This is a genomic window from Cognatishimia sp., assembly GCF_964229375.1.
Lineage (GTDB): Bacteria > Pseudomonadota > Alphaproteobacteria > Rhodobacterales > Rhodobacteraceae > Cognatishimia.
The window spans coordinates 1-12,948 of record NZ_CAXREH010000018.1 but is presented as its reverse complement, the minus strand read 5'-3'; the positions used below and the strand labels follow the sequence as shown (position 1 = coordinate 12,948).

General features: G+C 57.7%; 12 protein-coding genes. 6 read left to right on the top strand and 6 right to left on the bottom strand.

The features are described from left to right. Nucleotides 1–126: 126 nt before the first annotated feature. Both ACEQWH_RS01500 and ACEQWH_RS01495 read right to left on the bottom strand, forming a co-directional pair. A complete protein-coding gene (locus tag ACEQWH_RS01500) occupies nt 127–918 on the bottom strand; it encodes an inositol monophosphatase family protein (RefSeq protein WP_370227632.1) in 792 nt (263 codons plus the stop codon). Nucleotides 919–1,025: 107 nt separating this feature from the next. After that, nucleotides 1,026–1,931, bottom strand: a complete 906-nt coding sequence (locus ACEQWH_RS01495; protein ID WP_370227633.1) for a LysR family transcriptional regulator — start codon at nt 1,929–1,931, stop codon at nt 1,026–1,028. 95 nt (nt 1,932–2,026) lie between these two features. Here ACEQWH_RS01495 and metF point away from each other — a divergent pair, with 95 nt between their 5' ends. Both metF and ACEQWH_RS01485 read left to right on the top strand, forming a co-directional pair. Further along, entirely contained in the window at nt 2,027–2,893 is an 867-nt protein-coding gene (metF, locus tag ACEQWH_RS01490) for a methylenetetrahydrofolate reductase [NAD(P)H] (protein ID WP_370227630.1), read from the top strand. Between the two features lie 63 nt (nt 2,894–2,956). Beyond that, nucleotides 2,957–3,442 carry a PaaI family thioesterase gene (locus tag ACEQWH_RS01485; RefSeq protein WP_370227629.1) on the top strand — a complete coding sequence of 162 codons (486 nt, stop codon included), beginning with the start codon at nt 2,957–2,959 and terminating at the stop codon, nt 3,440–3,442. On the opposite strand, the gene ACEQWH_RS01480 is transcribed toward ACEQWH_RS01485, so the two are convergent. Further along, the gene (locus tag ACEQWH_RS01480; RefSeq protein WP_370227628.1) at nt 3,413–4,504 is read right to left on the bottom strand and encodes a DUF2235 domain-containing protein; all 1,092 of its coding nucleotides are present in this window, start codon (nt 4,502–4,504) and stop codon (nt 3,413–3,415) included. The genes ACEQWH_RS01485 and ACEQWH_RS01480 overlap by 30 nt on opposite strands. 702 nt (nt 4,505–5,206) lie before the next feature. On the opposite strand from ACEQWH_RS01480, the gene ACEQWH_RS01475 reads away from it, so the two are divergent. Both ACEQWH_RS01475 and ACEQWH_RS01470 read left to right on the top strand, forming a co-directional pair. Then, nucleotides 5,207–6,271 carry an Mrp/NBP35 family ATP-binding protein gene (locus tag ACEQWH_RS01475; RefSeq protein ID WP_370227627.1) on the top strand — a complete coding sequence of 355 codons (1,065 nt, stop codon included), beginning with the start codon at nt 5,207–5,209 and terminating at the stop codon, nt 6,269–6,271. A 337-nt stretch (nt 6,272–6,608) separates the two neighbouring features. Then, on the top strand, nt 6,609–7,544 hold the full coding sequence (locus ACEQWH_RS01470) for a hypothetical protein (protein WP_370227626.1): 936 nt from the start codon (nt 6,609–6,611) through the stop codon (nt 7,542–7,544). A 7-nt stretch (nt 7,545–7,551) separates the two neighbouring features. Here ACEQWH_RS01470 and ACEQWH_RS01465 read toward each other — a convergent pair whose 3' ends face one another. Continuing rightward, on the bottom strand, nt 7,552–8,034 hold the full coding sequence (locus ACEQWH_RS01465; RefSeq protein WP_370227624.1) for a DUF2244 domain-containing protein: 483 nt from the start codon (nt 8,032–8,034) through the stop codon (nt 7,552–7,554). Nucleotides 8,035–8,109: 75 nt separating this feature from the next. Continuing rightward, nucleotides 8,110–9,789 carry a cytochrome c oxidase subunit 1 gene (locus tag ACEQWH_RS01460; RefSeq protein WP_370227623.1) on the bottom strand — a complete coding sequence of 560 codons (1,680 nt, stop codon included), beginning with the start codon at nt 9,787–9,789 and terminating at the stop codon, nt 8,110–8,112. A 250-nt stretch (nt 9,790–10,039) separates the two neighbouring features. Here ACEQWH_RS01460 and ACEQWH_RS01455 point away from each other — a divergent pair, with 250 nt between their 5' ends. Next, entirely contained in the window at nt 10,040–10,765 is a 726-nt protein-coding gene (locus ACEQWH_RS01455) for an SDR family NAD(P)-dependent oxidoreductase (RefSeq protein ID WP_370227622.1), read from the top strand. After that, complete coding sequence (locus ACEQWH_RS01450; protein ID WP_370227621.1) at nt 10,762–11,496, top strand: SDR family NAD(P)-dependent oxidoreductase; 735 nt, start codon at nt 10,762–10,764, stop codon at nt 11,494–11,496. The genes ACEQWH_RS01455 and ACEQWH_RS01450 overlap by 4 nt, the downstream gene beginning before the upstream one ends. Nucleotides 11,497–11,505: 9 nt before the next feature. On the opposite strand, the gene ACEQWH_RS01445 is transcribed toward ACEQWH_RS01450, so the two are convergent. Next, complete coding sequence (locus tag ACEQWH_RS01445) at nt 11,506–12,846, bottom strand: CoA transferase (protein ID WP_370227619.1); 1,341 nt, start codon at nt 12,844–12,846, stop codon at nt 11,506–11,508. Nucleotides 12,847–12,948: the final 102 nt, after the last annotated feature.

Here is a 12,948-nt window from a genome sequence, read left to right as displayed (position 1 = left end):
GCCACCCGCCACATCCCGAGGCGCAGTATCGCCTAAGCCGCAGCAACGTGCCCAACGTCAGACGACGCTCAAACACCAGCGTTCCGCGCGCGGGACGCCGTCGGTGACCCCATTAAGTACGGATGTCTAAGAGTTGCGAATGACTTTTGAGAACTGATCAAAGATTGGTTCGTTCGACGCAATGATGCTGCCGCTATCCAGAACAGAATCCTCTGGATCAATAGCTTGGACGAAACCACCGGCTTCTTTCACGATCAGAAGACCCGCTGCGATATCCCAGGAATGCAGCCCGCGCTCCCAGAAGCCTTCGTAACGGCCCGCGGCGACATAGGCCAAATCCAGCGAAGCAGCGCCCCAGCGGCGCACACCTGAGCAGGCCGGCATCAAACGTGCCAAATCTTTCAAGGTCGCTGGCAAGTCGGTGCTGCCCGCGAATGGGACGCCCGTTGCAAACACGCTTTCAATCATGCGGTGACGCGAAGACACGCGCAGACGCTTGCTGTCGTTCAGCCATGCACCTTCGCCGCGCTCGGCATAAAACATCTCGTCTTTGGCCGCGTCATACACAACACCGGCGACGATCTCGCCCTTGTGTTCCAACGCAATCGAGATCGCCCAATGCGGCATGCCGTGCAGGAAGTTGGTGGTGCCGTCCAGTGGATCGACAATCCAACGGCGTGTTGGGTCTTGGCCGTCTTGACCACCGCCCTCTTCGCCCAGCCAGCCATATGTTGGGCGCGCACCCAGCAGTTCTTCTTTCAGAACGGCCTCGGCCTGAATGTCAGCGCGGCTGACAAAATCGCCCGCCGACTTCGCCGAAACCTGCAGGTTTTCAACCTCGCCAAAGTCCTTGACCAGACCACGGGCCGCTTTGCGTGCGGCTTTCATCATAATGTTGAGGTTTGCGCTGCCAGCCATCGCTCGGCTCCTTTTGTATCAGAGCGCGCGTATACGCCTTGAACACAGCTTTGCCAAGGGCGAAACCACAACGCAGCAAGGGTTTTGCGCAGTGTTTTGCGGGCGTCTCAGGCCTCTTGCAGACGTCGCGCTTCTTGTCCGGCCATTCGGATCAGATCTGTCATGAAGGGCTTCTCCAAATCTGGCGTGCGCACAGCGGCGAAAAGACCGCGCGAAATGCCAGCTTCGGTCAGCGGGCGCGTGACGTAGTCCGAGTTATATTTGACCTCGCGCACCACCCAATCCGGCAGGACCGCGACCCCCCGATTTGACGCAACAAGCAACAGAATAACGGCGGTTAACTCCGCCTGACGCACGCGCTCGGGTTCGACCTTGGCGGGGATCAACAGCTGGCTGAAGACATCCAGCCGATTGCGCTCTACCGGATAGGTGATCAGAGTTTCTCCCCTGAAATCTGCGGCGTCGATCCACTCTTTCTGAGCTAAGGGGTGATTGGCCGAAGCAACAAAAACTGGTTTGTAATCAAACAGATGTTCGAATTCTATCCCCGGCAGGCTCTCGGGGTCGGATGAGACCACCAGATCCACATCCTCTTTCTGCAGCGCTGGCATCGCATCAAAAGCAAGGCCCGGGCGAATATCAACATCCACATCCGGCCAGTTTTTGCGGAAGGTCTCGAGCACAGGGAAAAGCCACTCAAAACACGCATGACATTCGATGGCGATATGCAGACGGCCTGATTTGCCATCACGCAGCCCCATGAACTCGTCTTCCAAAGCTTCGACTTCGGGCAAAACCTGTTGTGCCAGCCGCAACAGGCGCTGACCAGCGGCGGAAAGCTTCATCGGCTTGGAGCGACGCACGAACAATTCGATCCCAGCCTGCTCTTCTAACCCTTTGATCTGATGAGACAAAGCGGATTGCGTGATGTTCAACTGATCGGCTGCGCGCGCCAGACCACCGCATTCATGAATCGCTTTGACGGTGCGAAGGTGACGGAATTCGATGTGCATTCTCATGTTTTACTCATGTTCTTGTTGAGAATTATGAAGTTTCCTCAAGATGCTGCACATGCAACAAGGGGTCAACGCAAAAATGGACCATCACGATGACCACGCCTGACATTTCTTTTGAATTCTTCCCACCGCGCAATCTGGAGGCGTCGTTCCGGTTGTGGGAAACGGTTCAAGTGCTAGCGCCTTTGGCCCCCCGCTTCGTGTCTGTGACCTATGGCGCAGGTGGCACGACCCGTGATCTGACACGCGAAGCTGTTGAAACCATTCACAAAAACAGCGGCCTGACAGTTGCGGCCCATTTGACATGCGTCGATGCCACCCGTGCCGAAACGCTGGAAATCGCGCAGGGCTTTGCCAAAGCCGGCGTCAGCGACATCGTGGCGCTGCGTGGTGACCCACCGAAAGGCAGCACCGGCTTCACCGCCCATCCAGACGGTTTTGCCAACAGTGTCGAGCTGATCGGCGCCCTCGCGGACACCGGAGATTTCAACATTCGAGTCGGCGCCTACCCCGAGGTGCACCCCGAAGCGGCCGACCAGCAGGCCAACATTGACTGGCTGAAAGCCAAACTGGACGCAGGTGCTTCTGAGGCGCTCACCCAATTTTTCTTCGAGCCGGAAACCTTTCTAAGGTTCCGCGACGCCAGTGCAAAAGCCGGCATCAACGCGCCGATCACGCCAGGCATTCTGCCCATCGAACACTGGAAAGGCGTGCGCAACTTTGCTGCACGTTGCGGCACATCCATCCCCGCCTGGATTGACGAAGCCTTTGACAAGGCCGCGCGGGATGAGCGTGAAACCCTTTTGGCAACAGCGATTTGCACCGAAATGTGCTCGACGTTGATTGAGGAAGGCGTAGAGCAGCTACACTTCTATACGCTGAACACCCCAGAACTGACCCGCGATATCTGTCACGCACTTGGCGTCACGCCTGAGGTAAAGCTGCAGAACGTAGCGTAATTTTCGCGGGGCATTGAATTCCCTGCGAATTGGCCGCCTTCTTATCCCCGTGAGGAGGCGGCCATGTCACATCGCAAAATAGCAAACACGCTCGAGGAACTCCCGACGTTTGAGGACATGATCTCCATGTCTGGTCTGGACTTTATGCAAGGCGTCCTGACGGGCGAACTTGCTGGTCCGCCGATTGCGCGCACGTTGAACTTTGCACTGGCAGAAGTCGATCATGGGCATGTGGTCTTTGAGGGACGCCCTCAATTTGAAGCGACAAATCCGCTGCGTACCGTTCATGGCGGCTGGTATGGGACCATTCTTGACAGCTGTATGGCCTGCGCGGTGATGACTACGCTTGAAAAAGGCAGCTACTACACGACGCTGGAATTCAAAGTGAACATCGTCAAAGCGATCCCGATCGGCATGCCGGTGCGTGCGATTGGCAGTGTTCAGCACGCGGGCCGCAGCACCGGTGTTGCGGTGGGTGAAATCAGGGGAAAAGACGACGGCCGGCTTTATGCCACCGGGTCAACCACGTGCATTATTATGAAATCCTAGGCGCTCTGCCCAAAACCGCGGAGACACCTGCCACCGCGGTTTGACGCGATCAGGCACGCTGTCGTGGACGCGTTCGGATGCATCCCGCCCCACCTGTCGCCGTTTGCGGGCCAGAAACATCTTACCCCAACCGCGCCAAGTGCCAATCGACGGCGCAGTGACATCCATCGGGTACCGAGTTCGCCAGTCATCAGGAAAGGCCAGCCCGCATCCTTCTGCCTTCTCAAGCATCCAGACCAGCGGAATATTGGCCAGCGGGCGCACCGCTTCGACGCCATCAATCTGGCCGCCCACATCGCCATGTGTCCCGCGAAACCAGACCTGCTCGACATTGCCTGTCCACCCGTCAGAGGTGGACCACATCACTGGTGTATAGGCCGCGCGGCTTTCATTTAACGCCAGCGCATGAAACCCGTTCATCACCGAGGCGCCCAAATGGTGGTCGTGAAAGTCGTGCTGGCGCTCTGAATACTTCCAGACGAAGGGCAGCCTTACGCCCAACGCTTTAACCGTGTCCCAAACCCCGATCATTTCGATCTGTACGGAGGGATGACAGAACGCGTCGGCAAAGTCATCCACGACAGGCGCGTCTGGATTGCATTCATAGTGACGATAGGCCTGCCTGATATTGCGCTCTGTTGCGTGATGCGCCTGAAGCAACCCGATCCGGTCGATCACCCCGGCCAAGGAGCGCACTGCAAATGCGCCTCGGGAATACCCGAACAGGAAAATGCGATCGCCCGGGCGATACCGGGACGCCAGGAACCCATAGGCCCGACGGATCTGACGGTTGATCCCCCGCCCCATCATGATGTCTGGTGCATTCTGCCATTTGGTGAATTGTAGACCTGCCTCATAGAACAGACACACGCCGCCCTTCTCGGACAAAAGTCGATAGGTCTGACCAGCGTTCGTTTCCATCCCCTCGTCCAGCGACGACATGGTGCCATCCAGAATGATGACATGCGTGCGCACCCCACGGGTGGGGGCTGCGGATTCCTGAGATCTGTGTCCTCCTCGGAGCCAGTCCCGGATCTTGGATGTAAAGCGAAAGAACTTCATACCCGCGCTGCACTGCTCTTGTTTGGTCCAACTAGACCACCAGAATATGTTTAATTTTTGGCCTGCATAGGGAAATCCCCTCGCGACGCATCAGCTTCGCGTGACCAACCTGCGATTTTTGCCTGAAACACACCCTAAGACTCAAAAACGGCGGCACCAGGGAGGAGGAGGGTGCCGCCGTTCTTTGTTACCTAGACCCAAGGGAGGAGAAAGGGGTCTTCGGTATGTCGGTGGGCCTTGGCCCGAATTTGGTCCGGCGGCTCCAGGGAGGAGGAGGGAGTCGCCGGTCTGATGCAGGATCCCTTAAGGGAGGAGGAACAGGGCCCTGCAATCTGTTGGGCACGGGGCCCGGAATTTGGGCGGCGACATCAGGGAGGAGGAGGACATCGCCGCAATCATCAAAGAGCTAGGGAGGAGAAGAAGCCCTTCGAATTCTATGTCTGTGAACCGCCACTTGCGGCTCTGAGCGTTGAAAGTTCATCGAACCATCGTTGCTCTGTTGAGATTGAATATAACGAAATGCTGCGATCGCACAATAATCCGTTGCGCAATGCTGCCATGCAGAAATTGAATAGCTCACCTTTTTTCCGTTACCGATCAATCCTTAAGCACAAAGTTAATCTGTCACGCCCATTTCGCTGGTATTCGCCGCGCTTCGCTTTAAGTAAGAACACTTAGATCGGTTCTAAGAAGGAGATGCTGATGTCTGTGACCCGTGATCAGGTGAAAGCCGCGCTTGAACAACTGGCCCTGCCCGACGGCGGCACTTTGGTTAGCCGAGATATGGTTCGCGCCCTGACCATCGAGGCGGACACGGTACGGTTTGTGATCGAAGCCCCCTCGCCCGAGATTGCCAAGCAAATGGAGCCTCTGCGACAGGCTGCTGAACGGGTTGTCGAAACCCTGCCCGGCGTCAGCAAGGCATCTGTTGCGCTATCTGCGCCAACGGTTGAAAAACAGCCCCCCAGCCTGAAAGTTGGCGGTCACCCTAAGCCACAGCAAGGCCCGATGGCCGTTCCCGGTGTCAAAAGCATCATTGCGATCGGGTCAGGCAAAGGCGGCGTGGGCAAATCGACTGTTTCAAGCAACCTTGCCGTCGCTTTGGCCAAACAGGGCCGCAAAGTCGGCCTGTTGGATGCAGATATCTATGGTCCAAGCCAGCCGCGCATGATGGGCATCAACAAACGCCCCGCGTCGCCTGACGGCAAAACCATCATCCCGCTGCACTCCCATGGCGTCACGTTGATGTCGATTGGCTTTATGCTGGAAGAGAACAAAGCCGTGGTCTGGCGTGGCCCGATGCTGATGGGCGCTCTGCAACAGATGCTCGGTCAGGTCCAATGGGGCGAACTGGACGTCCTGCTGGTTGATATGCCTCCTGGTACGGGTGATGTGCAGCTGACCCTGTGCCAGAAAACTCAGATCAGCGGCGCCATTCTGGTGTCGACACCGCAAGACGTGGCCCTGTTGGATGCCCGCAAAGCCATCGACATGTTCCAGAACCTGAAGACTCCTATTCTTGGGATGATCGAAAACATGTCTTTCCACATCTGCAGCAATTGCGGTCACGAAGAGCATATTTTTGGCAACGGAGGCGTCGCCGCCGAAGCAGAGAAACTGGGCGTGCCGCTGCTAGGCACCTTGCCGATCGATCTAAGCACACGGCTTGCAGGTGACGGCGGAACGCCGATTGCGGCGCAGGATGGTCCCATGGCCGAGGCCTATGCCCGCATCGCCGAAGGTTTGATCAAAGGCGGTATCGCCTAACAACGTTTGATTCGGGGCGATGCGGACTACGCCAGTGTCGCCCCAAATCACCCCATACTTTTGCATAGGCCCTCTATCCCATCTCGTGCAACGCGCAGAAATCACACCGCCGCAGGTTGAGCCATCGCGATAACAGCGAATCGAGATCCGTCAATCAAGGCGCTGAAAGTAATACATTTTCTCGCAAGGGTTGCGCTACGACCCCGTATTACAGCTTGACCAAAACACGGCCCTCCGATGTATGGAGAGCCAAATAAAAAACCGAGCTTACGTGCCCTAAACAAAAACAAAGCAGTGCTGGGCACCTGTGGGCCGATCAAGATTGAGTAGACAGGCTTTGACCAACCCAGTGACCCATGTCCTGCGCAGTGCTGCGCCGTTCCCAACGGCTTTGGCAATTGCATGTTTCCCCGTGATCGCGACGGCGCAATCGGCGCATAGCAACATGGACTGTACCCATGTCACAATTCGCGGGTCTGTGCAGAACGACGCGGACTCTGGCGTGATTGACTGGTTGGCCCTGACAGATCAAGCTGATCCGCATGGCGCCTCTGCCAAGACATCTGATGGCTGCCTTGTAGATACGACCGGCGTCGGCGTGAACCGCATTGTGCAATCCGACAAAGACGGACTGCAGATCATGCAACTGGTCGATGGTGAGACCAAAATCCATCAGGCTGGCGGCAGCACCGGCGGTGTCAAAGATCGCGAAAGTCAGCGCATTACGCCGGAAGAGGATTATGCCCGTCTGGACTGGAAAAGCGCGATTGCAAACCAGCCTCCGTTGGCAAAGCTCTTGTTCACGCTTGTGCCCCTCAGCGTTCTGGCGGGCCTGGCCTATTTCCTGTTCACACTGTTCAGAACCGTTTCGAAAACCTCTGCGCGGCGCTTTACCTGCAAGATCCCCGCGACCATCGAGGTGGATGATCGCGTGTTTTCAGGGCGCATCACCCGGATGGGCCCGGCCTCGTGTCAGTTCGCGCTCGACAAAAACGATGATGCCAACACGATCGCAGGAATGTTGATGCGGTCAGACGTGCCTGACTTTGACCTCAATATCGGCGGCATGTCCTTCGCGATTGTTCCCGAAACGCCCGGCAGCCGGTTTACATCGCTGTTTCTGGTGAAACCGATGTCCCCTGCTGTTTTGGACAATCTGAAGGAAAAGTCCGAAACGCCCGCCCGAAAAGAGCGTAAGCGTCCGGTTGTCAAAAGTTCGGTCCATCGCGACAGGCTGCGTGCATCACGTCTGCGCCGGATGCAGACCGCCTAGCGCGTCATCACTGTTCGCTGAGATAGCGGCGGACGTCGCTATAAAGCGCCTTGCGCTCGTCCTCTGACAGAAATCGTCCCAGCTCGACCTGTCGACCGTTCCCACTGAGCGTCAGGTAATTTGGCACCGGCCCGCCCTGCGTATGCAGCTCGGCGCGGACCCAATACATGTTGCACTCCCAAACCTTCGCCTCGCCGCGCACAGGGCGATGGGTGAGCGTCAGGACGTCGCCAGAGCGCGTCAGCACCTCCGAGACGTCACCGTCCTTGTAAGACCGCTGCAACGCCGCCCAGAGCGCCCAGACAGCCAGTGCGATAAAGGGCAACATCCACCACAAGGCAGCTGTGCCCAGCACCCCAGCGAGTGGCAGCGTTAGAAATGCGCAGGTGATCAGGATGACGGCCGCGAACCCTTTGGTGGACAAAGACCGATACGCCGTCAGGCGCAGCACTTCGGGACCTTGGGGCGTTTCACTCCAGTGATAGGGCATGTCTGTGCATCCGTTCAGATCAAAAAAAGGCCCCGGAGAACTCCGGGGCCTTTGTGTCGCGTTACCTAAGAGGGATTAGTGCGCGTGGCCCTTGTCCCAGTCTTCCTGTTTTGGAAGGATTTCAAAGGTGTGCTCTGGTGGTGGGCAAGGAAGTGTCCACTCCAGCGTATCTGCGTATTCGTTCCAATAGTTGTTCTCGGTCACGCGGCGGCCAGCAAAGACGCCGTAGAACATGATGCCGAAGAAGAACACGAAGGACGCGAATGAGATGAACGCACCGTACGAGCTGATCTTGTTCCAGTATGCGAAGGCTTCTGGATAGTCGATGTAACGACGTGGCATACCCTGACGACCCAAGAAGTGCTGTGGGAAGAAGGTCAGGTTGGCGCCGATGAAGAAGGTCCAGAAGTGGATCTTCGCTGCGAACTCTGGATAGTGACGTCCTGTCATCTTACCGAAGTAGAAGTATATGCCCGCGAAGATCGCGAAAACAGCACCCAGCGACATCACGTAGTGGAAGTGCGCAACCACGTAGTATGTATCGTGATACGCGCGGTCTACGCCCGCCTGAGACAGAACGATGCCTGTTACACCACCTGCGGTGAAGAGGAACAGGAAGCCGAACGCAAAGAGCATAGGCGCTTTGAATTCGATCGATCCGCCCCACATGGTCGCGATCCAAGAGAAGATCTTAACCCCGGTCGGAACCGCAATGACCATCGTCGCCATCATGAAGTAGGACTGCTGTGTCAGCGACATACCCACGGTGTACATGTGGTGTGCCCACACAACGAAGCCCAGAGCACCAATCGCGATGATCGCCCAGACCATTGGCAGATAGCCAAAGACCGGCTTGCGCGCGAAGGTCGCAATGACGTGAGAGATGATACCAAAGCCCGGCAGAATAACGATGTAAACTTCTGGGTGACCAAAGAACCACAGGATGTGCTGATACAGGATCGGGTCGCCGCCGCCTGCTGGATCAAAGAAGGTCGTGCCGAAGTTACGGTCTGTCAGCAACATAGTGATCGCGCCCGCCAGAACCGGCAGAGCCAGAAGGATCAGCCATGCGGTGACAAAGATCGACCATGCAAACAGAGGTACTTTGAACAGGGTCATGCCAGGTGCGCGCATGTTCAGGAAGGTGGTGATCATGTTGATCGCACCCAGGATCGAAGATGCACCGGATACGTGCACGGCAAAGATCGCAAGGTCCATGGACATACCGGCCTCTGTGGTGGACAGCGGCGGGTACAGAACCCAGCCCACACCAGAACCAGACAGGCCATTGCCGCCTGGAGAGAACATGGAAACAACACCCAGAGACGTACCTGCAACGTAGAGCCAGAAGCTCAGGTTGTTCATACGTGGGAACGCCATATCCGGCGCACCGATCTGCAGTGGCATAAAGTAGTTACCGAAACCGCCAAACAGCGCTGGGATAACCACGAAGAACATCATCAAGACACCGTGGTAGGTGATGAAAACGTTCCAAAGGTGACCATTCGGCGTACAGCCTTCGGTGGTTGCACCGAATTGCAGGAAGCGGCTGCCTTCCTGACACATGTACTGAACGCCCGGCTCCATCAGTTCCAAACGCATGCCAACTGTCAGAGCGACTGCGATGAAACCTGCCAGAGCAGAAACGATCAGGTAAAGAATACCGATATCTTTGTGGTTGGTGGACATGAACCACCGAGTGAAGAAACCTCGGTTATCTTCGTGTTCGTGGCCGTGAATGGCTGCGTCTGCCATGCCTCGCCTCCTGTTGAGTGCACTAAAAACAGCAGAGTCGCCTCTACCGTTTGGATTCCAGCTTGTTTTAGTGCGATGGGCAGGCTTCGGCAATGACCGTCTTTGACGCAGGACAAGAAAAAATGTCGCGCCCCTTGAACATGCCCGTGTTTTTTCAGGGCGCGCGACGGAATTTGGGCGCTGCGGTTCGGATTTCGCTTAGTCGCCTTAGGCCTTGCGCTCTAGCCTGCCTGCAAAAGGAGGCATTTCTATGCAGGACATTTCTGGAAAACGCGCGTTGGTGACAGGCGCTGCGGGCGGCATTGGCCAGGCAATCGTGGCGCGCCTAAAGCAACATGGCGCCGTGGTTTGTGGCACAGACCGAGTGGTGGGCGACGCGGATCACTTCGTCACAGGTGACCTTACCGACGGCAGCTTTACAGATCGCCTTCCAGCAGAGGCCGCAGAGCTGATGGGCGGGCTGGATATTGTGGTGAACAACGCAGGCATCATCACCCGCGGCGACATCACGCAGGCAAGCGACGAGGATTTCACCCGCACCATGGGCATCAACGTCGAAGCCCCGTTCCGGATTTGCCGCGCGGCCATTCCCCTGATGCAAGACAAAGGTGGCGCGATCGTCAACCTTGCCTCGTGCTGGGGCGTGCACCCGGGCCCGAACCACCCTTTGTATATCATGTCCAAAGCCGCCGTGGCATCGTTGACCCAATGTCTGGGTATGGACCACGCGCATCAGGGCATCCGCGTGAACGGCGTCTGCCCCAACGAAGTCAACACCCCCATGTTGCGCACAGGCTTTGCCACCCGTGGCCTTGATCCAGACAAAGCGATCGAAACCCTGAATTCATCCGTGCCGCTGGGCCGGATCGCAGAACCCGAAGACATCGCGGACGTCGTTGTGTTTCTGGCCTCGGATCAGTCGCGCTATATGTGTGGCGCGCTGCTTGAGGTGAATGGCGGGAAGCCTGTGCAATGATCGATCTCTCTGGCAAAGTTGCTCTGGTCACCGGAGGCCGAAGCGGCATCGGTGCCGCCAGCGCCAAAGCTATGGCCGACGCAGGCGCGCGCGTTTTCACCGCACAACGCGGCTCGGACGATCAGTTCGAGCATTTCCCGGCTGATTTCACCGATCCTGAGACCCCCGCTCGCTTGATCGAGCAGGTTACCGCTGCGGCCGGAGGGCTGGATATTCTGGTCAACAACGCCGGTGTGATGCACGAGGGCACGGTTCTGGAAAGCAGCCTTGATGACTGGAACGTAACCCTGCAGGTGAACCTGACGGCTCCGTTTCTTCTGATCAAATCGGCGCTGCCGCATCTGATCGAAAGACAAGGGGCGATCGTCAATATAGGCTCGATCGAAGGTCTGGGGTCAAACCCGCGCCATCCAGCCTATTGCGCCTCGAAAGCAGGGTTGCACGGCTTAACCCGCGCCGTCGCGGTAGATCATGGGCCAGACAATGTGCGCTGTAACGCCGTTGCGCCCGGTTGGATCGACACGGAACTGAACATCGCGTTCATCGAAAGCCTGGGCGATCCAGAAGAGTTCCGCGCCAAGATCGGCGACATTCATCCCCTGCGGCGCACAGGCGACCCCAAGGATGTTGGTGCGCTGGTGACATGGCTGGCCTCGGATGCAGCCGCATTCGTGACCGGTCAGGTCTGGACAGTCGACGGCGGCCGCATGACGCAGCTGAGCCTGCCCTAGCCCGACGCCCTAGTCCCAAGTTGGCGCGTGCCTGCGCAGGGCACCCGCCGCCATCGGCCAGTCAGGGCGCTGGCCATCCACCTCATAGGGCGCGGTGATACGCTGAATGTCGCCCCAGCTCGTTTTCTCGAGAGTTGGTGCGAAATCACCATCCGCCGGGACCAGCCCATCCCCCAAAGCCTCGTGCGCGCCTGCCGAGGTCAATAAATGCGCCGTGCGCGCCAAGGACAGTCGGGCGCTTGAAACCTGCCCTTCTGTTTGCTGGCGACGCAAAGCGCGCAGCGCTGCGGCTGCCACCAGATACCCTGTCGCAAAATCCAACGCCTGGACCGGAAGCGGAACCGGTCTGTCGGCCCCTGCCCTGCGCATGCCTTCATCGGCGATTCCGCAACTCATCTGCACCAACGAGTCAAACCCGCGACGCGACGCCCAGGGGCCGCTCCACCCATAGGCACACAAGCTGACATCGCATAATCCGGGATTCAAACTTTGCAGCTCTCTGGGGCCAAAGCCCAAGCCTGCCAGCGCGCCAGGCCGATACCCATGCACCAACAGATCCGCTTGCGAAATCAAGCGCTTCAACGTGTCACGATCTTCATTTGTGGTCAGGTCCAGCCCCGCGCAGCGCTTGCCAAGGGTCACATCCACTTCGACGGCAGGTTCGTTCCAATGGGGCGGATCAATGCGCAGAACCTCGGCCCCAAAGCCCGCCAAAAACCGCGTTGCAACCGGACCAGCCAGCACCCGCGTCAGGTCCAACACCTTCAGCCCCTTGAGACCGCGATGCTTGGGCCTGCCGCCATCGCGCACGGACCACTCTACCAAGGGCGCGCGCGCAAGCGCCTGACCTTGAGGGTGATCGCGCCATTCGCTCAGCGACATCATGGCCGCAGCGCATCCGTTGTTGTCAACGACGGCCTGTTCGACCTCAAACTTGCTGCGCTGTCGCAGAATGCCGGTCACTTCGTCCCTGTCGGCTTCGCACCCCAAAACCTCTAGCGCCGCTTTCTGATGATGCGGCGCATTTGTGTGCAACCGAACCCAACCATCGGCACATTGATAATCACCGGCGATCGCGTCCCAGACAGACCCGACGTCCCATCCGACAGGCCGCGTGGTCAGATGAAACCACAAAAGCGCCAGCCGACGGTCAATGCCAATGCGCGACGCGCCTGTCAGCGCGGCATATTCACTGACAGCGGCCTGCGTTGCCGCCAAAGCGAAGTCGTTCACATCAAAATACGAGCGATAGGCATCAGGCCCTCGCAGATCAATAACATAGGCCAAGGCGCTTTGAGAGTTCAGCGCCGACCCAATTTGCGTTTGGAAATATCTATAGGTGTCAGGCATGACCAAAGGCTAATGCGCCAAATGCTGCACTGCAACAAAAACAAAGGGCCACGCACAGCGCAGCCCCTTTCAACCAGATTTCGCGACAGCTTATTCGCTGAC